Source organism: Pseudomonas sp. CH235, from assembly GCF_004368175.1.
Taxonomy (GTDB): Bacteria; Pseudomonadota; Gammaproteobacteria; order Pseudomonadales; family Pseudomonadaceae; genus Aquipseudomonas; species Aquipseudomonas paraglycinae.
On record NZ_RRZJ01000028.1, the window covers coordinates 42,820 to 64,581 of the forward strand.

The 21,762-nt window shown below is 59.8% G+C and carries 21 protein-coding genes; 16 read left to right on the forward strand and 5 right to left on the reverse strand.

All coding sequences use genetic code 11. The annotated features are described in order from the left end of the window. Nucleotides 1-104: 104 nt before the first annotated feature. A complete protein-coding gene (uraH, locus tag EIY71_RS23065; RefSeq protein ID WP_011333195.1) occupies nucleotides 105-458 on the reverse strand; it encodes a hydroxyisourate hydrolase in 354 nt (117 codons plus the stop codon). A 430-nt stretch (nucleotides 459-888) separates the two neighbouring features. Between uraH and puuE the strand changes: the two genes are divergently transcribed. The 8 genes from puuE (at nucleotide 889) to EIY71_RS23105 (ending at nucleotide 8,990) form a co-directional block, all read left to right on the forward strand. Beyond that, on the forward strand, nucleotides 889-1,815 hold the full coding sequence (puuE, locus tag EIY71_RS23070) for an allantoinase PuuE (RefSeq protein WP_007960032.1): 927 nt from the start codon (nucleotides 889-891) through the stop codon (nucleotides 1,813-1,815). After that, on the forward strand, nucleotides 1,812-2,327 hold the full coding sequence (gene uraD, locus EIY71_RS23075) for a 2-oxo-4-hydroxy-4-carboxy-5-ureidoimidazoline decarboxylase (protein ID WP_007960034.1): 516 nt from the start codon (nucleotides 1,812-1,814) through the stop codon (nucleotides 2,325-2,327). The genes puuE and uraD overlap by 4 nt, the downstream gene beginning before the upstream one ends. Before the next feature lie 90 nt (nucleotides 2,328-2,417). Further along, a complete protein-coding gene (gene alc, locus EIY71_RS23080; RefSeq protein ID WP_007960036.1) occupies nucleotides 2,418-3,413 on the forward strand; it encodes an allantoicase in 996 nt (331 codons plus the stop codon). A 151-nt stretch (nucleotides 3,414-3,564) separates the two neighbouring features. Beyond that, entirely contained in the window at nucleotides 3,565-4,068 is a 504-nt protein-coding gene (locus EIY71_RS23085) for an ureidoglycolate lyase (RefSeq protein WP_007960046.1), read from the forward strand. A gap of 51 nt (nucleotides 4,069-4,119) precedes the next feature. Beyond that, a complete protein-coding gene (locus EIY71_RS23090; RefSeq protein WP_085748492.1) occupies nucleotides 4,120-5,433 on the forward strand; it encodes a urate hydroxylase PuuD in 1,314 nt (437 codons plus the stop codon). A 168-nt stretch (nucleotides 5,434-5,601) separates the two neighbouring features. Further along, a complete protein-coding gene (locus EIY71_RS23095; RefSeq protein WP_134023256.1) occupies nucleotides 5,602-6,960 on the forward strand; it encodes a nucleobase:cation symporter-2 family protein in 1,359 nt (452 codons plus the stop codon). Between the two features lie 86 nt (nucleotides 6,961-7,046). Then, nucleotides 7,047-7,832: an outer membrane protein OmpK gene (locus EIY71_RS23100; protein WP_134023258.1), complete on the forward strand. Its 786-nt coding sequence runs from the start codon at nucleotides 7,047-7,049 to the stop codon at nucleotides 7,830-7,832. Nucleotides 7,833-8,204: 372 nt separating this feature from the next. Next, nucleotides 8,205-8,990: an outer membrane protein OmpK gene (locus EIY71_RS23105; protein WP_085748491.1), complete on the forward strand. Its 786-nt coding sequence runs from the start codon at nucleotides 8,205-8,207 to the stop codon at nucleotides 8,988-8,990. 114 nt (nucleotides 8,991-9,104) lie between these two features. On the opposite strand, the gene EIY71_RS23110 is transcribed toward EIY71_RS23105, so the two are convergent. Beyond that, a complete protein-coding gene (locus EIY71_RS23110) occupies nucleotides 9,105-10,277 on the reverse strand; it encodes a patatin-like phospholipase family protein (protein ID WP_134023260.1) in 1,173 nt (390 codons plus the stop codon). A gap of 35 nt (nucleotides 10,278-10,312) precedes the next feature. Beyond that, entirely contained in the window at nucleotides 10,313-11,245 is a 933-nt protein-coding gene (locus tag EIY71_RS23115) for a lipid A biosynthesis lauroyl acyltransferase (protein WP_007960061.1), read from the reverse strand. Between the two features lie 117 nt (nucleotides 11,246-11,362). On the opposite strand from EIY71_RS23115, the gene minC reads away from it, so the two are divergent. The 8 genes from minC to EIY71_RS23150 all read left to right on the forward strand — a co-directional run bounded on the left by minC (nucleotide 11,363) and on the right by EIY71_RS23150 (nucleotide 19,062). After that, nucleotides 11,363-12,100, forward strand: a complete 738-nt coding sequence (gene minC, locus EIY71_RS23120) for a septum site-determining protein MinC (protein ID WP_102688301.1) — start codon at nucleotides 11,363-11,365, stop codon at nucleotides 12,098-12,100. 169 nt (nucleotides 12,101-12,269) lie between these two features. Then, on the forward strand, nucleotides 12,270-13,082 hold the full coding sequence (minD, locus tag EIY71_RS23125; RefSeq protein ID WP_007960065.1) for a septum site-determining protein MinD: 813 nt from the start codon (nucleotides 12,270-12,272) through the stop codon (nucleotides 13,080-13,082). Beyond that, nucleotides 13,082-13,336 carry a cell division topological specificity factor MinE gene (gene minE / locus EIY71_RS23130; protein WP_007960071.1) on the forward strand — a complete coding sequence of 85 codons (255 nt, stop codon included), beginning with the start codon at nucleotides 13,082-13,084 and terminating at the stop codon, nucleotides 13,334-13,336. The genes minD and minE overlap by 1 nt, the downstream gene beginning before the upstream one ends. Nucleotides 13,337-13,427: 91 nt before the next feature. Further along, entirely contained in the window at nucleotides 13,428-14,063 is a 636-nt protein-coding gene (locus EIY71_RS23135; RefSeq protein WP_085748489.1) for an RluA family pseudouridine synthase, read from the forward strand. A gap of 152 nt (nucleotides 14,064-14,215) precedes the next feature. After that, nucleotides 14,216-15,058, forward strand: coding sequence for a hypothetical protein (locus tag EIY71_RS23140; RefSeq protein WP_085748488.1), 843 nt, complete (start codon nucleotides 14,216-14,218; stop codon nucleotides 15,056-15,058). A gap of 169 nt (nucleotides 15,059-15,227) precedes the next feature. After that, nucleotides 15,228-16,517 carry a M18 family aminopeptidase gene (locus EIY71_RS23145; RefSeq protein ID WP_007960074.1) on the forward strand — a complete coding sequence of 430 codons (1,290 nt, stop codon included), beginning with the start codon at nucleotides 15,228-15,230 and terminating at the stop codon, nucleotides 16,515-16,517. Between the two features lie 132 nt (nucleotides 16,518-16,649). Further along, on the forward strand, nucleotides 16,650-16,826 hold the full coding sequence (locus tag EIY71_RS28615) for a hypothetical protein (protein WP_165369545.1): 177 nt from the start codon (nucleotides 16,650-16,652) through the stop codon (nucleotides 16,824-16,826). 76 nt (nucleotides 16,827-16,902) lie between these two features. Continuing rightward, nucleotides 16,903-19,062, forward strand: a complete 2,160-nt coding sequence (locus EIY71_RS23150; RefSeq protein WP_102688269.1) for a mechanosensitive ion channel family protein — start codon at nucleotides 16,903-16,905, stop codon at nucleotides 19,060-19,062. A gap of 55 nt (nucleotides 19,063-19,117) precedes the next feature. Here EIY71_RS23150 and EIY71_RS23155 read toward each other — a convergent pair whose 3' ends face one another. Both EIY71_RS23155 and EIY71_RS23160 read right to left on the reverse strand, forming a co-directional pair. Beyond that, a complete protein-coding gene (locus EIY71_RS23155; protein ID WP_102718285.1) occupies nucleotides 19,118-19,369 on the reverse strand; it encodes a bacteriocin immunity protein in 252 nt (83 codons plus the stop codon). After that, complete coding sequence (locus EIY71_RS23160) at nucleotides 19,359-21,095, reverse strand: S-type pyocin domain-containing protein (RefSeq protein ID WP_134023262.1); 1,737 nt, start codon at nucleotides 21,093-21,095, stop codon at nucleotides 19,359-19,361. The genes EIY71_RS23155 and EIY71_RS23160 overlap by 11 nt, the downstream gene beginning before the upstream one ends. Nucleotides 21,096-21,762 lie beyond the last annotated feature (667 nt).

Here is a 21,762-nt window from a genome sequence, read left to right on the forward strand (position 1 = left end):
AGATTGCTGAATGACAGACGAAAAAAAGCCCGCAGTGTGAGCGGGCGAAAGACCAAAGAAGCTATATGCGCAGTCGCTTCCCGGTAGGGGCAGCTGCTTGGGGGTCAGCTGCCCCGATAGGTGGAATAGCTGTAAGGCGAGATCAGCAACGGTACGTGGTAGTGATCCTGTTCGGCAGAGATGCCGAACCGCAGCACGACCACGTCCAGGAATGCCGGCTCCGGCAACTGGACGCCACGGGCTCGGTAGTAATCGCCGGCGTGGAACTGAACCTGATAGACACCGGTACGATAGTCATCGCCTTGCAGCAGCGGCGCATCGACCCGGCCATCGCTGTTGGTAAGCGCACTGGCGACCAATTCCAGGTGCGAACCTTCAACGCGGTACAACTCGACCTTGATCGAGCTGCCCGGGCAACCGTGTGCAGCGTCCAAAACGTGTGTTGTCAAACGTCCCATTGATTCTGCGCGCCTGCCTGCGTGGAGCAGTCAGACCTCGCGCCTCCCGAAGTCAGTTGAAAAGGAGACCGCACCGTTTCGGAGCACGAAAAGCTGCGGCGAGCGATTGATTAAGACACTTTTCAAAAAAATTGTACACAATAAAAACGACATTTTTGCTGCTACCCCCGCCATCCTTCGATTTCCCGGTGATTTGCCCCATAACCTCGCATTCATTGAACCCCCAATCCATTAGCTGACTGGTCAGGCAGGTTTCTTGCAGGTTCACGCCATTAACAGCAAAAGATGACAGCCGGTGAAAAATGCGAAAATTCAGGCTTACAAATTGAGAATAAAGTTGTATACAATCAGCCCATCGCTGTGACGCCAGCCTGCCATTCAAACTTCAGGGCGCCACACAATCTGTCAACGAATAAGAAGGAAGACTGCAGTGAGCGCTGACTACCCACGCGACCTGATCGGTTACGGCAGTAACCCTCCTCACCCACACTGGCCGGGCAATGCCCGGATCGCCCTGTCGTTCGTACTCAATTACGAAGAAGGCGGCGAGCGCAACATTCTGCATGGCGACAAAGAATCCGAAGCCTTCCTGTCCGAGATGGTTGCTGCTCAGCCTCTGCAAGGCGCGCGCAACATGAGCATGGAATCGCTTTACGAGTATGGCAGCCGTGCCGGCGTCTGGCGGATCCTGAAACTGTTCAAGGAATTCGACATTCCGCTGACCATCTTCGCCGTGGCCATGGCCGCCCAGCGTCACCCGGACGTGATCCGCGCGATGGTCGAGGCCGGTCACGAGATCTGCAGCCACGGCTACCGCTGGATCGACTACCAGTACATGGACGAAGCGCAGGAACGCGAGCACATGCTCGAAGCGATCCGCATCCTCACCGAACTCACCGGCGAGCGCCCACTGGGCTGGTACACCGGTCGCACTGGCCCGAACACCCGTCGCCTGGTGATGGAAGAAGGCGGTTTCCTCTACGACTGCGACACCTATGACGACGACCTGCCCTACTGGGAACCGAACAACCCGACCGGCAAGCCGCACCTGGTGATCCCGTACACCCTGGACACCAACGACATGCGTTTCACCCAGGTCCAGGGTTTCAACAAGGGCGACGATTTCTTCGAATACCTCAAAGATGCGTTCGACGTGCTTTATGCCGAAGGCGCCGAAGCACCGAAGATGCTGTCGATCGGTCTGCACTGCCGTCTGGTGGGCCGTCCGGCGCGTCTGGCTTCGCTCAAGCGCTTTATCGAATACGCTAAAAGTCATGAACAGGTGTGGTTCAGCCGCCGCGTCGACATCGCGCGTCACTGGCACGAAACCCACCCGTACCAAGGGGCTGCCAAATGAGCACCTTTCAAACCCTGAAACCATCGACCCTGAGCCGCGACGCCTTCGTCAAAGCCTTCGCCGACATCTACGAACATTCGCCATGGGTGGCCGAGAAGGCCTTCGACCTGGGCCAGGACGCATCGATCGACCAGATCGAAACCCTGCACCAGCGCATGAGCGACATCCTGTTGAGCGCCGATCACGCCAGTCAGCTGGCACTGATCAACGCTCACCCGGACCTGGCCGGCAAAGCTGCCGTCCAGGGCGAGTTGACCGAAGCCAGCACCAATGAACAGGCTGGCGCCGGTATTCACCAATGCACGGCCGAAGAGTTCCAGCGCTTCACCGAGCTGAACGACGCCTACAAAGCCAAGTTCAAGTTTCCCTTCATCATGGCGGTAAAAGGCAGCAACCGGCATCAGATCCTCGCGGCGTTCGAAACGCGCATTCACAACCCGGTCGACACCGAGTTCAAATGTGCGCTGGCGGAGATCAACAAGATCGCCCTGTTCCGATTACTGACTCTCTAGCGAGCCTGGCCCGAGAAGCCTCTAGAACGCTTGTGTTTCCCAGGGCCCTGCAAGCATCCCAAGCCACTTATTTAAAGGCAGACAAGAAGAATGAAAGCTTACGCCGTACCTTTCGAGAAGTTCGTCAACCTGGCCGATGCCCGTCTGGGCACCAAAATCATCTCGGTCACCGATGACTGGTTCGCAGACGCCAATCGTCTGTTTCAGCCGACCCCGGCCGTGTGGAAGGAGGGCGTGTTCGATGACAACGGCAAGTGGATGGACGGCTGGGAATCGCGCCGCAAGCGCTTCGAAGGCTACGACAGCGCGGTGATCCGCCTGGGCGTACCGGGTTCGATCAAAGGCGTGGACATCGACACTTCATTCTTCACCGGCAACTTCCCGCCATCGGCCTCGCTGGAAGCCTGCTTCCTGGCGTCGGGCGAGCCGGACGAAAACACCCAGTGGACTGAAGTGCTGTCGGCCGTCGAGCTGCAGGGCAACAGCCACCACTACCACGAAATCAGCAACGACAAGGCGTTCAGCCACCTGCGCTTCAACATCTACCCGGATGGCGGCGTGGCCCGTCTGCGCGTGTACGGCATTCCGTTCCGCGACTGGTCGGCGGTTGGCGACAACGAGCAAGTGGACCTGGCAGCAGCCCTCAACGGTGGCCGCGCCCTCGCCTGCTCCGACGAACACTTCGGCCGCATGAGCAACATTCTCAACCCGGGCCGTGGCATCAACATGGGCGACGGCTGGGAAACCGCACGTCGTCGCACCCCGGGCAATGACTGGGTGATCGTCGCGCTGGGCCACCCGGGCGAGATCGAAAAAATCATCGTCGACACCCTGCACTTCAAGGGCAACTACCCGGACACCTGCTCGATCCAGGGCGCGTTCGTCAAGGGCGGCACCGACAGCCAGATCGAAACCCAGTCGCTGTTCTGGCGCGAACTGCTGCCAAGCCAGAAGCTGGAAATGCACGCCGAACACACCTTCGTCGAGCAGATCAAGGCGCTGGGCCCGATCACTCACATCCGTCTGAACGTGTTCCCGGACGGTGGTGTGAGCCGCCTGCGCGTTTTGGGCAAGGTCGCGAAGTAACACCCGATCGTTCCCACGTCGAGGCGTCGAACCGTCTGCGTGGGAATGCATACCGTGACGCTCCGCGTCACAGTGGACGCGGAGCGTCCATGGCAGCGTTCCCACGCAGAGCGTGGGAACGATCAATTTTCAAGAGATTAAGAAGAACAGCATGCGCACACTGACGATTGAACCGCTGACCAAAGAAGCCTTCGCCCCTTTCGGTGACGTGATCGAAACCGACGGCAGCGATCACTTCATGATCAACAACGGTTCGACCATGCGCTTCCACAAACTGGCGACGGTCGAAACCGCGACGCCTGAGGACAACGCGATCATCAGCATCTTCCGCGCCGACGCGCAGGACATGCCGCTGACCGTCAGCATGCTGGAACGCCATCCGCTGGGCAGCCAGGCTTTCATTCCGCTGCTCGGCAACCCCTTTCTGATCGTGGTCGCGCCACTTGGCGATGAACCTGTATCAGGCTTGGTCCGCGCCTTCGTCACCAACGGCAGGCAGGGCATCAATTACCATCGCGGCGTCTGGCACCACCCGGTGCTGACGATCGAAAAGCGGGATGACTTCCTGGTGGTTGATCGCAGTGGCACAGGCAATAACTGCGATGAGCATTTTTTCAAAGAGGATGAGCGTTTGATCCTCGCCCCCCACCAATAAGAGAAGGTCCGATCACTCGACAACAAGAGTGACGGGCGAGAGGTAAAGACTGTGGAAGCACATCTGTTGGAATGGCTGAACCTGAGCGTGCGCTGGGTTCACATGATCACTGGCGTGGCCTGGATCGGCGCGTCGTTCTACTTCGTCTGGCTGGAGAACAACCTCAACCGCGTCAACCCGAAAACCGGTCTTGCCGGTGATCTGTGGGCGATCCACGGCGGCGGCATCTATCACCTGGAAAAATACAAACTGGCCCCTCCGTCGATGCCGGAGAACCTGCACTGGTTCAAATGGGAAGCCTATTTCACCTGGATGTCGGGGATCGCGCTGCTGTGCGTGGTGTTCTACTCCAACCCCGTGCTTTACCTCGTGGCACCCGGCAGCGGCCTGACCGGCCCTGAAGGCGTGGCCATCGGCATCGGTTCGCTGATCGCCGGCTGGTTCATCTACGACTTCCTCTGCGATTCGCCTCTGGGCAAAAAACCTGCCCTGCTCGGCTTCATCCTGTTCGTGCTGATCATCGGCGCGGCGTTTGGCTTCAGCAAGGTGTTCAGCGGTCGTGGTGCGTACCTGCACGTCGGCGCGATCATCGGCACCATCATGGTCGGCAACGTGTTCCGCATCATCATGCCGGCCCAGCGCGCACTGGTCGCCGCGATCGCCGAGAACCGCACGCCGGATCCGGCCCTGCCGGCCAAAGGCCTGCTGCGTTCGCGTCACAACAACTACTTCACCCTGCCAGTGCTGTTCATCATGATCAGCAACCACTTCCCGAGCACTTACGGCAGCCAGTACAACTGGCTGATCCTGGCCGGGATCGCAGTGTTGGCGGTGTTGGTGCGTCACTACTTCAACACCCGTCACGACAGCCACAAGTTTGCCTGGACCCTGCCTGTGGCAGCGGTGGGCATGATCAGTCTGGCGTACGTCACCGGCCCTGCGCCGATGTCGACCGCTCCAGACGTGGCCAAGGCGCCTGCGAAAATCGAGTACCAGCCACTGCCGGAAACGGCGCTGGGTGGTGGCGCGAAACCGGCTGAAGCTGCACAACCGGCCGCCCCTGCTGCACCGGCCGCCGCTCCGGCTCAGGCGTCCAACGCCGGTCCTGCGTTCGACAAGGTGCACAACGTGATCCAGGAACGCTGCGCGGTCTGTCACTCGGCCAAACCGACCAGCCCGCTGTTCAGCGCTGCACCGGCCGGCGTGATGTTCGACACCCCCGAGCAGATCCGCCAGAACGCGGCACGGATCCAGGCGCAAGCCATCACCACGCAGATCATGCCACTGGGCAACATCACACAGATGACCCAGCAGGAACGTGACCTGATCGGTGCATGGATCGCCCAGGGAGCCCAGACCAACTAAGCAGTAAAAGCATCGCTGGCAAGCCAGCTCCCACAGGGTTTTGCACTGCCTGTGTGGGAGCTGGCTTGCCAGCGATTAGCCGCAACGCGGCTTACCTGATGCAAAGAAACAGCTGTGAGCAACCCGGCAGCTGTTAATCACAAGAATAAAAAAGATCCGAGGTGTTGCATGTCCGAGCTGTCCAAAGCGCGCATCCCCGACGCACCCGCCATTCAGCGTTTGCCCCTTTTGCAACTGATCCTGGTCGGTTTGCAACATGTACTGCTGATGTACGGCGGCGCCATCGCGGTACCGCTGATCATTGGACAGGCCGCTGGCCTGAGTCGTGAAGAAATCGCCTTCCTGATCGACGCCGACCTGCTGGTCGCTGGCATCGCCACCATCGTGCAATCTCTGGGCATCGGCCCGATGGGCATTCGCATGCCGGTAATGATGGGCGCCAGTTTCGCCGCCGTCGGCAGCATGGTCGCCATGGCCGGCATGCCCGGCATCGGTCTGCAGGGAATCTTCGGCGCCACCATCGCCGCCGGGTTCTTCGGCATGATCATCGCGCCGTTCATGTCCAAGGTCGTACGCTTCTTCCCGCCTCTGGTGACCGGCACGGTCATCACCTCGATCGGTTTGTCGCTGTTCCCCGTGGCCGTGAACTGGGCCGGCGGCGGCGCTGGCGCTGCTCAATTCGGTTCACCGATTTACCTGGCCATCGCCGCACTGGTGCTGGCCACCATTCTGTTGATCCACCGCTTCATGCGCGGTTTCTGGGTCAACATTTCCGTGCTGATCGGCATGTGCCTGGGCTACGTGCTCTGCGGCGCCATCGGCATGGTCGACCTGAGCGGCATGGCCAACGCGCCGTGGGTTCAGTTCGTCACCCCGCTGCATTTCGGCATGCCGAAGTTCGAACTGGCACCGATCCTGTCGATGTGCCTGGTGGTGGTGATCATCTTCGTCGAGTCCACCGGGATGTTCCTCGCGCTGGGCAAGATCACCGGCCAGGAAGTCTGCCCGCGCATGCTGCGTCGCGGCCTGCTGTGTGATGCCGGCGCGTCGTTCTTCGCCGGCTTCTTCAACACCTTCACCCACTCCTCCTTCGCGCAGAACATCGGCCTGGTGCAGATGACCGGCGTGCGCTGCCGCTCGGTGACCATCGTTGCCGGCGGCTTGCTGATCGTCCTGAGCCTGCTGCCGAAAGCGGCATTCCTGGTGGCGTCGATTCCACCGGCGGTGCTGGGTGGCGCGGCGATTGCGATGTTCGGCATGGTGGCAGCGACCGGCATCAAGATCCTGCAGGAAGCCGACATCGGCGACCGCCGCAATCAATTGCTGGTAGCCGTGAGCATCGGCATGGGCCTGATCCCGGTGGTGCGCCCGGAGTTCTTCGCCCACCTGCCGTTGTGGATGAGCCCGATCACCCACAGCGGGATCGCCATGGCCACCCTCAGCGCGCTGACGCTGAACCTGTTGTTCAACATCCTCGGCGGCGCCGAACGCGCCGCGATCAACGACTGCCACGCACACCCGCACTGATCCGAAGAGTAAAAAAGGGGGCTCGCCCAAGCCTGCCCCCTCGCGACAGCTTTGCCTCAAACAATAAAAACAAGAGGGAGCAACAGATGATCCGGACTCAAACCAACGTGTTGTTGAGCGGCGGCCTGCTGGCCGCATCGCAAGCCATGGCCGGCGATTTATTGCTGTGGCAGACCAACAGCCTGAGCTACCTGTACGGCAAGAACTTCGCGATCAACCCGTCGATCCAGCAGACGGTGACGTTCGAGCACGCCGACAAGTGGAAGTACGGCGACAACTTCCTGTTCGTCGACAAGATCTTCTACAACGGCCAGGAAGACCGCAACAAAGGCCCCCACGCGTTCTACGGCGAATTCAGCCCGCGCCTGTCGTTCGGCAAGATCTTCGACAGGAAGCTGGAGTTCGACCCGATCAAGGACGTGCTGCTGGCCATGACCTACGAGTACGGCGAAGGCGACAGCGAGGCCTATCTGATCGGCCCCGGCTTCGACCTCAAGGTGCCGGGCTTCAACTATTTCACCCTGAACTTCTATCGCCGCCAGACCGAAGGCCCGCGCCCCGGCGACGGCGTCTGGCAGATCACGCCCGGCTGGTCCTACAGCATTCCCGTGGGCAATTCCGACCTGCTGATCGACGGCTATCTGGACTGGGTGGTCGACAACGACCAGAACTCCCGTGGCACCTATCACGCCAACCTGCACATCAACCCGCAGATCAAATACGACCTGGGCAAAGCCCTCGGCTGGGGTGAAAAGCAGGTGTACGTCGGCACCGAATACAGCTACTGGAAAAACAAATACGGGGTCGAAAGCACCCACAGTTTCGACACCAACCAGAACACCGCCAGCCTGCTGGTGAAGGTGCACTTCTAAGATGACCCGCAACCGTGCCCCCTACCTGTCGTCGGTGCTCTGTTGCGGGGCACTTGAGGCCTGGCCGTTGAGTCAGTATTCTCCGCGGCCTCCTGAATTCGGTCTAAAAAAAAGCCCGAATTTAATTCCTGACCGAAAAGCCAACTTATCCCGGCCGCGGTCAGTACCGAGGCATCCCGAAAACACGCTCAATCGACTGTTTTTCAGCAGCCGACGGGCGTTTTTTTGCTTTTCGAAAAGCCTTGGCTCAGCTCTTGCTAACAGCATGAAAGCTGACCGGATGGATGACTTTTGCAGCAACGAAAAAAGGCGCCACACCAGAGCGCCGACTCAAAAAAATAAACGTGGAACACCTACTTTGGGAGCAACCGAATGAAACGTATGTGCACCAGCCTGATGCTTGCGGGATCGCTGCTGGCAGGGGGTCAGGCCATGGCAGACGGCCTGCTGCAATGGCAGAACAACAGCCTGACCTACCTCTACGGCAAAGACTTCAAGGTCAACCCGGCCATCCAGCAGACCGTGACCTTCGAGCACGCCGATGCGTGGAAGTACGGGGACAACTTCTTCTTCCTCGACAAGATCTTCTACAACGGTGACAAGGACTTCAACAACGGTCCGAACACCTACTACGGCGAGTTCCAGCCACGCATCTCGCTGGGCAAGGTGCTCGACCAGAAGATCGAGTTCGGTCCGATCAAGGATGTCCTGCTGGCGATGACCTACGAGTTCGGCGAGGGTGACACCGAGTCCTACCTGATCGGCCCGGGCTTCGACCTGGCCATTCCGGGCTTCGACTACTTCCAGCTGAACTTCTACCAGCGTCACACCGAAGGCTCGCGTGCGGGTGACAACGTCTGGCAGATCACACCAGTGTGGTCCTACACCATTCCGGTGGGCGACTCGAACATCCTGATCGACGGCTACATGGACTGGGTGGTCGACAACGACGTCAACAACAAAGGCGAATACCACGCCAACCTGCACTTCAACCCTCAGGTCAAATACGACCTGGGCAAGGCGCTGAATTTCGGCGAGAAGCAGTTGTACGTCGGTGTTGAATACGACTACTGGAAAGACAAGTACGGTATCGACGACACCAAGGCCTTCACCACCAATCAGAACGTGACCAGCTTCCTGGTGAAGTTCCACTTCTGATAGTGCGGCGTCTTCACGGACGCCATCGCGAGCAGGCTCGCTCCCACATTGGTTTTGTGCACGACACAAATCCCGGTGGGAGCCAGCCTGCTGGCGATTGCCGCACCACTAATCTCAAGCCGGAACCAGCGCCTCGCCAATCCCGAGAAACCGGCACAGCTCATCACGTTTGGCCAAGGCATCACGCCGCCCGAGGTCGATCAATTCGCTGCAATACCCCGCCTCGAACAGCAAGTAACTCAACACCCCTGCCCCGCTCGTCTTGGTCGCTCCCGGCCCACGCAGAAACAGCCGCAACGCCGCCGGCAGTTCCTGGCGATGCCGCGCCGCGATTTCATCGATCGGCTGACTCGGCGAGATCACCAGCACATCCACCGGTGCCACCCCCAGCGCGCGGGTCGGCGTGCCTTCAGGCATCAGATGACTGAACTGGTTAAGACGCTGAAGCAGCTCGATGTCGCTTTCCAGGCTATCAATGAACGTACTGTTGAGCATGTGCCCGCCGATCTGCGCCAGCGTCGGCTGCTGCCCGGTGTAAGTGCGTTCCAGCGGTTGCGCCGGATCGAAACCACGCGGGTTGCCGCTGACACCCACAACCAGCACCCGGCTCGCGCCCAGGTGCAGTGCCGGGCTGATCGGTGCCGACTGCCGCACCGCGCCATCGCCGAAATATTCATCGCCGATCTTCACCGGCGCGAACAACAGCGGGATCGCCGAACTGGCCAGCAAGTGCTCCACCGCCAACTGCGTCGGTACACCGATGCGCCGATGACGCAGCCAGGAATCGATGGTGCCGCCGCCCTGATAGAAAGTCACGGCTTGCCCCGACTCGTAACCAAACGCCGTCACTGCCACCGCATGCAACTGCTTGCGCGCGATGGACTCGGCGATGCCGGGCAGGTGCAGTTTTTCGTTGAGAAGATGACGCAGCGGTGAACTGTTGAGCAGCGCCACCGGCATTTGCCGGCCCATGCCCAACAGGCTGTGGCTGACGAAACGGCTGGCCTGGCGGATCACCCCCGGCCAGTCGCTGCGCAACACGCGATGGCTGCGAAAGCCTTGCCAGAACAGCGTCAGGCGTTCGATGGCGGCGCGAAAATCCGTGGCACCGCTGGCCAGGCTGACCGCGTTGATCGCCCCGGCCGACGTGCCGACAATCACCGGAAACGGATTGTCCGCCCCCAACGGCAGCAATTCGGCAATCGCCGCCAGAACCCCCACCTGATACGCCGCCCGAGCCCCGCCGCCGGAAAGAATCAAACCTGTGACCGGTTCAGCTGGGCTCATCGCAACGCTCCGTGGTGCTTATGGGGATGGGTCAATCAACCGCGTTTGGCGTACAGCTTCGGCTCACCCGGTGGCCGGCTCTTGAAGCGCCGGTGTGCCCACAGGTATTGCTCGGGGCACTCACGCAACACGCCTTCGACCCACTGATTGATGCGGATGCAATCTTCCTCTTCGGTCTCGCCCGGGAAACCTTCCAGCGGCGGATGAATCACCAGACGATAACCGCTGCCGTCGGCCAGACGCTCTTGGGTGAACGGCACCACCAGTGCCTTGCCCAGACGGGCGAACTTGCTGGTGGCGGTGACCGTCGCGGCCTGAATCCCGAACAGCGGCACGAAGATGCTTTGCTTGGCGCCGTAGTCCTGATCCGGTGCGTACCAGATCGCCCGGCCCGCGCGCAGCAGCTTGAGCATGCCGCGCACGTCGTCACGTTCCACCGCCAGCGAATCGAGGTTGTGCCGCTCGCGGCCCTGACGCTGGACGAAGTCGAACAACGGGTTCTTGTGTTCGCGGTACATGCCGTCGATGGTGTGTTGCTGGCCGAGCAGCGCTGCGCCGATTTCCAGGGTGGTGAAATGCACCGCCATCAGAATCACGCCCTTGCCTTCGCGCTGGGCCTTTTGCAGGTGCTCCAGGCCTTCGACGTGGGCCAGCTTCGCCAGGCGCTGACGCGACCACCACCAGCTCATCGCCATTTCAAAGAAGGCGATGCCGGTGGACGCGAAGTTTTCCTTGAGCAGACGCTTGCGTTCGGCGGCGGACTTTTCCGGGAAACACAGTTCCAGATTGCGCTTGGCGATACGCCGCCGGTCGCCGGCGAAGCGATACATCAGGGCACCAAGAAAACGACCGATGGCCAGCAAGGCTGGATACGGCAGCTGCACGATCAGCCACAACAGCCCGAGGCCGCACCAGAGCGGCCAGAAGCGTGGGGCAAGAAATGCTTTTCGAAAACGCGGGCGATCCATTAAAGCTTCCGTAAATACAGTGGCCGCGCATTCTACATCGTTCGACCCGGCTTGCGGCCTGCGGGCGTTCTCGTTATAAGTCTCGGCACTTTTAGTGACAAGCCGTTGTATGCCGACATGAGCCAAACCGAACCGCTAGACCAAGATCCCGTGTTCCAGCTGAAGGGCAGCATGCTCGCCATTACGGTGCTGGAGCTGTCCCGCAATAACCTGGACAGCCTCGATCGGCAACTGGCCGCCAAAGTCGCCCAGGCACCGAATTTCTTCAGCAACGCGCCGCTGGTTCTGGCGCTGGACAAACTGCCGCCAAGCGAAGGCGCCGTCGACCTGCCGGGCCTGATGCGCGTGTGCCGCCAGCACGGCCTGCGCACCCTGGCGATCCGCGCCAGCCGCATCGAAGACATCGCCGCCGCCATCGCCATCGACATCCCGGTGCTGCCGCCGTCCGGCGCCCGCGAACGACCGCTGGAAAGCGCCGAACCCGTCGCACCGAAGAAGCCGGAAAAACCACCGGAGCCAGCCGTCAAACCGACCCGCGTCATCACCACGCCAGTACGTGGTGGCCAACAGATATATGCACAAGGTGGCGATCTGGTCGTGGTTTCCTCGGTCAGCCCGGGGGCGGAACTTCTCGCCGATGGCAACATCCATGTATACGGCCCGATGCGCGGTCGTGCGCTGGCCGGGGTCAAGGGCGACACCAAGGCGCGGATCTTCTGTCAGCAATTGAGCGCTGAACTGATCTCCATCGCAGGCCATTACAAGGTTTCCGAGGACCTGCGTCGCGATCCGATGTGGGGCTCGGGCGTACAGGTCAGCCTGTCGGGCGACGTGTTGAACATCATTCGGCTTTAACGGATACTGCCGCATTTTCCAAGCATCTCTAAAACGTAGCGAAAACGGCTCAAACGAAGTAGGAAAAAGGCCAAAAGCCGAATTCCAGCCAAGGCTGTCCGACTGCAGTAGTTTTCTAGAGATGTTTTTCAGGGGCTGAACAGTCCTTCTTCCTTAGGGGTGAAACACCTTGGCCAAGATTCTCGTGGTTACATCCGGCAAGGGTGGTGTGGGTAAGACCACCACCAGCGCCGCTATCGGTACCGGCCTCGCTCTGCGCGGCCACAAAACAGTGATCGTCGACTTCGACGTGGGCTTGCGTAACCTTGACCTGATCATGGGCTGCGAGCGCCGCGTGGTGTATGACTTCGTCAACGTCGTGAACGGCGAAGCCAACCTGCAACAGGCCCTGATCAAAGACAAGCGCCTGGAAAACCTCTATGTGCTGGCCGCCAGCCAGACCCGCGACAAAGACGCACTGACCGTCGAAGGCGTGGAAAAAGTCCTGATGGAGCTCAAGGAACAATTCGAGTTCGTGGTCTGCGACTCCCCTGCCGGCATCGAGAAAGGCGCCCACCTGGCCATGTACTTCGCTGACGAAGCGATCGTCGTGACCAACCCGGAAGTGTCATCGGTACGTGACTCGGACCGCATGCTCGGCCTGCTGGCCAGCAAGTCCCGTCGCGCCGAACGTGGCGAAGAGCCGATCCAAGAACACCTGCTGATCACCCGCTACCACCCGGAGCGCGTCGAAAAAGGCGAAATGCTCGGCGTCGAAGACGTCAAGGAAATCCTCGCCGTACGCCTGTTGGGCGTCATCCCGGAATCCCAGGCCGTACTCAAGGCCTCCAACCAGGGCGTACCTGTGATCCTCGATGATCAGAGCGACGCCGGCCAGGCCTACAGCGATACCGTTGATCGCCTGCTGGGCAAGGAAAAAGAACACCGGTTCCTGAATGTCGAGAAGAAGGGATTCTTCGAGCGTCTGTTTGGAGGTAGGTAATGAACCTTTTTGACTTCTTTCGTGCCAACAAAAAGCCAAGTACCGCCTCGGTCGCGAAAGAGCGTCTACAGATCATCGTGGCGCATGAACGCGGCCAGCGCAGCACCCCTGACTACCTGCCATCCTTGCAGAAGGAACTGGTGGAAGTGATCCGCAAATACGTCAACATCGGCAACGACGACGTACACGTGGCACTGGAGAGCCAGGGCAGCTGCTCGATTCTGGAACTCAACATCACCCTGCCAGATCGCTGAGTCGATCCGGCAGGAACGACGGCGGCTCAGCGCCCTTCCGACACCGGAGGGGCCCGGAGCCGCCGTTGGCATTTGTTACGAGGCTGTTTTAATGCCGTTGTCCAACGTCCAAATCATTCATCAGGACGCCGCCGTACTGGTGGTGAACAAACCCACCCTGTTGCTCTCGGTACCCGGTCGGGCCGATGACAACAAGGACTGCCTGATCACCCGCCTGCAGGAAAACGGCTACCCGGAAGCGCGTATCGTCCACCGCCTGGACTGGGAAACGTCGGGGATCATTCTGCTCGCCCGCGACGCCGACACCCACCGCGAGTTGTCGCGCCAGTTTCATGATCGCGAAACCGAAAAGGCCTACACCGCTTTGGCCTGGGGTCAGCCGGAACTGGACAGCGGCAGCATCGACCTGCCGTTGCGCTACGATCCACCGACCAAACCACGGCATGTGGTCGATCATGAATCAGGCAAGCATGCGCTGACGTTCTGGAAGGTTCTGGAACGTTGCGGCGACTGGTGCCGTGTCGAACTGACACCGATCACCGGCCGCTCGCATCAATTGCGCGTGCACATGTTGTCGATCGGTCATCCGCTGCTCGGTGACGGGCTCTACGCCCACGAGCAAGCGCTGGCGGCCTGGCCCCGCCTGTGCCTGCACGCGAGCATGCTCAGTTTCACTCATCCGCAAAGCGGCGAGCGCCTGCGCTTCGAGTGCCCGGCACCCTTCTGAATCGCGTCTGCCTCTGAAAGCCCTTCCTGATGAAGGGCTTTTTTTTGTCCTGTCAAAATCCCACCGGCAATAGATTGACGTAAAGAACTGTCATAAAATTGTAATCAATTATAAATTTTGGCACCTCGACATCAGGCAGGAGGCCTTTTCCCGTGTTATGCAGTAAAACGCTCCAATCCGAATATCCAATCATCTATGCATTCGGTAACACTACCCTGCACCTGAGCGAACCACCCAGCATCCCGGCGCGCGAGGCCCTCGAGCAGCTGATAAAAAAACGTCGCGCGCGCAAACTGACCCGGGCCAGCGCACCGCTGTCCTCGTGTGAAACCCCGCTCTTTGCCAAGGTCCAGCCATTGGACACTTTCAAGGCAAAGGTGCGGGTGAGCCTGAACAAACCGCAACGCAACGGGCGCTTCGACTGGCCGCTCGAAGAGTTGATGAACTCCCTCGAAGCTCAGCGCCGGGGCGTGGATATGCCGCCATTGAAGGGCTATGGCTATACCCGCAGCAGGCTTGGCCTGACCGAGGAATTTTTCCTTCTGACACACCTGCTCGAAGGCCATATTGATGGCGCTCAGTGCATCAGACGCAATCCCCAGAACATCGAAGCTTTCATCCTCGACGCGTTTCAACTGCTCAGCTCGCTGGCCAGCAAAAACATCACTCACATGGATTTCTGGGTGGGCAACATCATGGTGCCCGAGCAAACGCACAGACCACTGAAAGCCATCGACTTTGAAAACTGCTTCGCCGGCCCGACCGCGCACTTGAGTGAAACACTCGGTTTTCAACTGGGCTTTTTCTATCGTCGGGAAGTCTACAAATTCATTACCGAAGCCGCCTACGATCAACTGGTCGATCAATACCTCAGTGCGCTGCCCGATTTATCTCGAGACAAGTTCGAAGCGGTCTATCAGTCGAGCAAGCATGAAGACATCGGTCGCAAGCAACGCCGTGAAGTCTTCCTCAATGGCAGACTGATCACCGGTTGAGACCCTGCCAGGCAACACCTTGAAGCATGTGTGTGACCAGCAAATCGGCCGTCATGAATGGTGGGGCACAAGCGCATCGGTCATCACTCCTGACAATACCCGCGCAACCACGTCCCAATGGGGCGGAGTGATGCGTTAAACTCCCGCCCATTGCTGTCTGGAGCTTCTTATGCGCGAAGAGTTGAACCAAGGCCTGATCGACTTCCTCAAGGCCTCCCCTACCCCGTTCCACGCCACCGCCAGCCTTGTTCAACGCCTGGAGGCCGCCGGTTATGTGCGCCTCGACGAGCGCGAAACCTGGCACACGGAAGCCAATGGTCGTTACTACGTCACCCGTAACGATTCCTCGATTGTCGCGATCAAGATGGGCCGCAACTCGCCGCTGCACGACGGCATCCGTCTGGTCGGCGCCCACACCGATAGCCCGTGCCTGCGGGTCAAGCCACAACCTGAACTGCAACGCCAGGGCTTCTGGCAGCTCGGTGTCGAAGTCTACGGCGGCGCGCTGTTGGCGCCGTGGTTCGACCGCGACCTGTCGCTGGCCGGCCGCGTCACCTTCCGCCGCGACGGCAAAGTCGAGAGCCAGCTGATCGACTTCAAGGCCCCGATCGCGATCATTCCCAACCTGGCCATCCACCTCAATCGTGAAGCCAACCAAGGCTGGGCCATCAACGCCCAGACCGAACTGCCGCCGATTCTCGCGCAGTTCGCCGGTGACGAGCGCGTGGACTTCCGCGCGGTACTCACCGATCAACTGGCTCGCGAACACGGCCTCAACGCCGACGTGGTGCTCGATTACGAGCTGAGTTTCTACGATACCCAGAGCGCTGCGGTCATCGGCCTGCATGGCGACTTCATCGCCGGCGCACGCCTCGATAACCTGCTGTCGTGCTACGCCGGCCTGCAAGCCTTGCTGACCGCCGACACCGAAGAAACCTGCGTGCTGGTGTGCAACGACCACGAAGAAGTCGGCTCCTGCTCGGCGTGTGGCGCCGACGGCCCGATGCTGGAACAGACCCTGCGCCGTCTGCTGCCGGAAGGTGACGAATTCGTACGCACCATCCAGAAATCCCTGCTGGTTTCGGCCGACAACGCCCACGGCGTGCACCCGAACTACGCCGAGAAGCACGACGCCAACCACGGCCCGAAACTCAACGCCGGCCCGGTGATCAAGGTCAACAGCAACCAGCGCTACGCCACCAACAGCGAAACCGCCGGTTTCTTCCGCCATCTGTGCATGGCCGAAGAAGTGCCGGTGCAAAGCTTCGTGGTGCGCAGCGACATGGGCTGCGGCTCGACCATCGGCCCGATCACCGCCAGCCACCTGGGCGTGCGCACCGTCGACATCGGCCTGCCGACCTTCGCCATGCACTCGATCCGCGAACTGTGCGGCAGCCATGACCTGGCCCACCTGGTCAAAGTGCTGAGCGCGTTCTACGCCAGTCGCGAATTGCCGTAGCAAGCAGCCGGGATCGCAGCGTGGAGCTGCGATCCCCCGGCCCGTAAAACCGGCTCATTTCTGATACACATCAGCACCGTCCATCGAAAACCCACCTAGACTTGAATCATTCCCTTCGACAAGGCTGTCGCCATGATCTCGATGTCTGCGTTCCACTCCATGCTCATTCCCATCCTCGGCGGAATGATTCTGCTGGCCATCGGTTTCAACTTCCGTGACAAGAACGCCGGTGTGTTCGCCATGTGGATCGGCATGCTGATGATCCTGGCCACCGTGGTCTACAAGATCCTCGCCAAACTCAACGAATAAATCCGCGCCCGGCTCGCATTGAATCTGGCGGGCTCGTACACTCGCCCGATCCGCCCATTGCGAGGTTGACCGCCTAGTGTTCGCTCGTCTTTTTGCTCTGCCCTGCCTGTTTCTCGTCTGCCTGATGACCCTGATGTCGCCGGCGCCCGCCGACGCTGCCGGTCTGCCGGGACTGCTCACGGGGTCCGGCAAGGCCCAGCCCGAGGCTCAGGAACCGCTCGGCCAGTCGCTGGACGAAGTCATCAAGTCGCTGGAAAACGACAAGCAACGCGCCCAGTTGCTGACCGACCTGAAAAAACTCCGCGACGCCACGAAAAAAGCCCAGGCCAGCCCCGAAGAAGGTGTGCTGGGACTGATCGGCGGCACCCTCGCCACTTTCGAAAAACAGTTCACCGGCGCCGACAGCCCGCTCAATCGCTGGTCCGCCGAATTCGACATGGCCCAGGACGAGCTCAAAGGCCTGATGCTGCCGGCCAGCGAATGGCTGCCGATCATCTTCGCCTTCGCCGTGATCCTCGCGGTCTGGAGCCTGCTCGCCGCCGCGCTGATCTGGCTCGGCCACCGGGTACGCATGCGCTTCGGCCTGACCGAAGAACTGCCGCAAAACCCCCGGGCCCTCGACATGCTGCGCTTCGCCCTGCGCAAGCTCGGCCCCTGGCTGATCGCGTTGGTGATCACGGTCTACATGAGCTACGCATTGCCCTCGTCACTGGGCAAAAGCCTGGCGATGGTGCTGGCTTACGCACTGGTGGTCGGCACCTGTTTCTCGGCCATCTGCGTGATCGCCTTCTCCGTACTCGACGGTCCGCACCGGCACCGCGCGCTGTACATCCTGCGTCACCAGGCCTTTCGGCCGTTGTGGCTGATCGGCAGCTTCGCCGCGTTCGGTGAAGCCCTGAGCGATCCGCGCCTGGTGGCCGGCCTTGGTGTGCACCTGGCCCACACCGCCGCCACCGTCGCCAATGTCCTCGCGGCGCTGTCGACCGGCCTGTTCATCCTGCGCTTCCGCCGACCGATCGCCCACCTGATCCGCAACCAGCCCCTGTCCCGCCGCCTGACCCGCCGCGCCCTCAGCGACACCATCGAAATCCTCGGCACCTTCTGGTACGTCCCGGCGCTGGTGCTGGTGGGTATTTCGCTGTTCGCCACCTTCGTCTCCGCCGGCGACACCAGCACCGCCTTGCGCCAGTCGCTGATCTGCACCGTGCTGCTGGTGTTGTGCATGGTCATCAACGGCCTCGTCCGCCGCCACGCCCTCAAACCCCAACGCGGGCCGAAACGCCACGCGCTGTATTCCGAGCGCCTGAAAAGCTTCTTCTACACCCTCGCCCATTTGCTGGTGTGGCTGGCCTTCATCGAACTCGGCCTGCGGGTGTGGGGCATGTCGCTGATCGGCTTCACCGAAGGCGAAGGCCACGACGTCAGCGTCAAACTGTTCAGTTTGATCGGCACGCTGATCTTCGCCTGGCTGATCTGGATCCTCAGCGACACCGCCGTGCACCACGCCCTCACCCGCTCTCGCAAAGGCCTGGCCAACGCCCGCGCGCAAACCATGATGCCGCTGATCCGCAACGTGCTGTTCGTGGCGATCTTCATCATCGCCCTGATCGTCGCGCTGGCGAACATGGGCATGAACGTCACGCCCCTGCTGGCCGGTGCCGGCGTGATCGGCCTGGCCATCGGCTTCGGCGCCCAGTCGCTCGTAGCCGACCTGATCACCGGCCTGTTCATCATCATCGAAGACTCTCTGGCCATCGATGACTACGTCGACGTCGGCGGCCACCTGGGCACCGTCGAAGGCCTGACCATCCGCACCGTACGCCTGCGGGACATCGACGGCATCGTCCACACCATCCCGTTCAGCGAAATCAAAAGCATCAAAAACTACTCCCGCGAATTCGGCTACGCGATTTTCCGCGTGGCGGTGCCCTTCAACATGAGCATCGACGAAGCCATCAAACTGATGCGCGACGTCGGCCAGAAAATGCGCACCGACCCACTGCAGCGACGCAACATCTGGTCGCCACTGGAATTTCAGGGCGTGGAAAGCTTTGAATCCGGCAACGCGATATTGCGCGCAAGGTTCAAGACCGCACCGATCAAACAGTGGGAGGTTTCACGGGCGTTCAATTTGTCGCTGAAACGGCATCTGGACGAGGCCGGGCTGGACCTGGCGACGCCGAGGATGAATGTGCAGGTGATCACGGCGGGCGGTGGAGTGGAGACTGAAAAATAGTTACCGAATAAACCCCAATCGGAATGCACTTCGATTGGGGTCCTTTGATTTGGGCTTACCCTTTGAATCCGGGCATCCCGTTCTCCGCACGCCAGCTCTTCAGCGTTTGGAGTATTCCTTCAGGGCTATCATCTTCGCCATCCAGCGGATAATAAATAATTCCATTACCCCTTGGGTGATCCACTGCAGCGTCAAACTTTTCAACAAGGACCATGTATTCTCTTTCACTGCAGCTGGTTACATAACAGAGACCTTTCAAAAGCTCAAGAAACTCTGACTCCGTATAGTCTTCGAGTTTACGATGCATTTCTTTCTCCTCCACTAGCAGAATGAACTTCCACGTGCTGCTTAGGTGTCAACAATCTTAAGTTATCCATATCGTAGACCGCACCTCCATTCTTGATGAAATCCAGATGATGAATTTCATAAACTTTATTACCGCCTACCTGCTCACCAGGAATGGTAAATGGAGAATGCCCGCGCATTAACCGCTCTCTATTGGTATTGCCAAATTGTGAAGAGAGCTCGGAGTCTGCCCCTACTGCTTTCCAGAAGGACTCTCTGAACGTCCTGAAATCGCTGAACTGCCGACCTCTCAATTGCTCTGCAATCTGCGCCGGAATCGCCGCACCATTGCCTTGCGAAGCCGCCTCGAGCCACCCCGTCGCCACTGGCTCTCCGTACCCGGAAGCAATCCCGGAATCGTTTCGCGGATCCCGGAACATGATGTATTGCGGGGGGATGCCGGAATCCGGTGGAAAAACCAGAATCCAGTCATTGAAATCAAAATCACCCAGATCAGGATGACGATCAATTCGCCCCTCGACAGGGACGATGTCGCCGCCGGTATATTGCGCAGGATCCGGTTCGGGAACGGGCAATACAGTCGAACTGTCAGCGGGCGTAATTGACGGCGTCCATACCAATGTTTCTGATGGAATGTCGGTGGTCGTCGCGCGATAGGTGTTGTCCTGCGGGTTGTGAACGGCAGCAATCACCGGCACGCCAGTGGGAAACCTGACGCCATCGACTGGAATGACCAGCAGCTCGGTGTGATCGCCCTCGCCAGCTCTGGAATTGACACGCACGGGCAAATCCAGAGAACCACCGGTAGCCGCGAGCTGACCCAAATCTGGCACGGGACCGGACAGCAGATCGGACAACGGCACGCTGACCAGAAACCGCTTGGGCAGCTCACCGTTTCCCAGCGCGGGCGAGTAAACCAGTGCTGCAACACCCACCATCAAACCCGACACCGTGCCCGCGGCCAGAGCGGATAATCCGGCCGACGCGGAACGGATGGCCGCCCGCAATCTCGACCTTGCGCTCTCGCGGATGGAAACCGGCCCGGTCGACGTCGAAAATACAAGTTGCGGATTCCAGGCAGCGCCCTGCAAATGGAAGGCTTGCGCCTCCCAGCGCGCCCGATCCGCGTCGCGCAATCGATCCTCAAGCAGTTGCCGTGCATGCTCATCGGCTTCACGTCGCGCCTGCTCTTCAGCCTTTTGACGAGCTTCATCAACGGCCGCCAGCCGGGCGATTTCTGCCGCTTGTGCAGCTACACGCGCCTGCTCCTCGGCCACAAGCCGAGCCTGATTCTGCGCAGCGATGCGCGCCTGCTCATGTGCAATTCGATTGGCCTCTTGCACCTGCACAGCCGCGATTACATTCCTGACCGTTGCGGACTGACTGTTCAACTGGCCGATGCCTTCTACCAGCAACTTGGCATTGAACAACTCGCTATAGGCCTGGCGAACGCTGACGTTACCGCCACGCCGATTGACCTGCGGTAACCGACCGCCATTGAAAAACGTTTCGACCTGCGCATGGCCAAACCGCTGAATCGCAATGTCCTTCGCCGCGATCAGCGCACCAAACTTTCTGGCGATCAGCGCATCCCGGAAACGCAGCTCACGCGCCAGCGTGTCCAAGGGAGGCAATAAACTCGAATCACCGCCAGCCCTGACCTGGGCAAGTTCAACTTCAAGGATCTGAGGCAGACTTCCGGAAAATGCCTTATAGGTATTTTCCATATCCAGTATTTCCCCCAAGGGGGCAAAATCAATTGCCGGCCCGGAGCCTTCACCGAGACCTAAGTAGTGCACATAAACATCTTAATTGTCCGGCCTCACGATTGAAGCTGGAAGCTCAATTCCACGCCGTGCCATAAATACATTCCTCCTTGAATTAAATGCGGTGCTCGACAACCGGAAACAAATTCAAACATTGCGTCCAGCGCCTGGAGAAATGTATGGAAATAACAACCACGGACTGCGTTATATATGTACCTCGCACAAAAAAAACTGTCGCGTCAGATGCAGCCGAACAACAAGTAGGAAACGTCCAGAAATCCAGGTCCGGATTCGCCCAATTGAAAAATTCAACTCAAACAGCAGAACCAACGCTTAAGAGGCGCACATCCAAAACACGATGAGCGTTAGCTCAAGAAAAGCTTTTGACGTGCCGGCCCCTTCGGCAGGCTGAGTGGAGGGATTCATCCGGGGGGTGGGAGCGCAGCGACCGTTCGACGAAGTCGAACACATCGAGAGGAGGTGCAGCGAAGCAAACCGTAGGCGATGCCCCCGGATGAATCCCGGAACGAAGGAACACCGAGCCCAGGCGAGGTGCCGAACGCCGGGGCCCAGCGTTTTTGGTTACTTTTTTGGCGTTTGAAAAAAGTGACTCGCCGTAAGGGCGAAA

Bases quoted from the DNA above. Each gene is read 5' to 3' on its own strand.
- EIY71_RS23115 (WP_007960061.1), bottom strand. From the start codon at position 11,245: ATGGATCGCCCGCGTTTTCGAAAAGCATTTCTTGCCCCACGCTTCTGG.
- EIY71_RS23145 (WP_007960074.1), top strand. From the start codon at position 15,228: ATGCGCGAAGAGTTGAACCAAGGCCTGATCGACTTCCTCAAGGCCTCC.
- minE (WP_007960071.1), top strand. From the start codon at position 13,082: ATGAACCTTTTTGACTTCTTTCGTGCCAACAAAAAGCCAAGTACCGCC.
- EIY71_RS23095 (WP_134023256.1), top strand. From the start codon at position 5,602: ATGTCCGAGCTGTCCAAAGCGCGCATCCCCGACGCACCCGCCATTCAG.
- EIY71_RS28615 (WP_165369545.1), top strand. From the start codon at position 16,650: ATGATCTCGATGTCTGCGTTCCACTCCATGCTCATTCCCATCCTCGGC.
- EIY71_RS23105 (WP_085748491.1), top strand. From the start codon at position 8,205: ATGAAACGTATGTGCACCAGCCTGATGCTTGCGGGATCGCTGCTGGCA.
- EIY71_RS23155 (WP_102718285.1), bottom strand. From the start codon at position 19,369: ATGCATCGTAAACTCGAAGACTATACGGAGTCAGAGTTTCTTGAGCTT.
- uraD (WP_007960034.1), top strand. From the start codon at position 1,812: ATGAGCACCTTTCAAACCCTGAAACCATCGACCCTGAGCCGCGACGCC.
- minC (WP_102688301.1), top strand. From the start codon at position 11,363: ATGAGCCAAACCGAACCGCTAGACCAAGATCCCGTGTTCCAGCTGAAG.
- EIY71_RS23110 (WP_134023260.1), bottom strand. From the start codon at position 10,277: ATGAGCCCAGCTGAACCGGTCACAGGTTTGATTCTTTCCGGCGGCGGG.
- uraH (WP_011333195.1), bottom strand. From the start codon at position 458: ATGGGACGTTTGACAACACACGTTTTGGACGCTGCACACGGTTGCCCG.
- EIY71_RS23160 (WP_134023262.1), bottom strand. From the start codon at position 21,095: ATGGAAAATACCTATAAGGCATTTTCCGGAAGTCTGCCTCAGATCCTT.
- alc (WP_007960036.1), top strand. From the start codon at position 2,418: ATGAAAGCTTACGCCGTACCTTTCGAGAAGTTCGTCAACCTGGCCGAT.
- EIY71_RS23135 (WP_085748489.1), top strand. From the start codon at position 13,428: ATGCCGTTGTCCAACGTCCAAATCATTCATCAGGACGCCGCCGTACTG.
- EIY71_RS23085 (WP_007960046.1), top strand. From the start codon at position 3,565: ATGCGCACACTGACGATTGAACCGCTGACCAAAGAAGCCTTCGCCCCT.
- EIY71_RS23100 (WP_134023258.1), top strand. From the start codon at position 7,047: ATGATCCGGACTCAAACCAACGTGTTGTTGAGCGGCGGCCTGCTGGCC.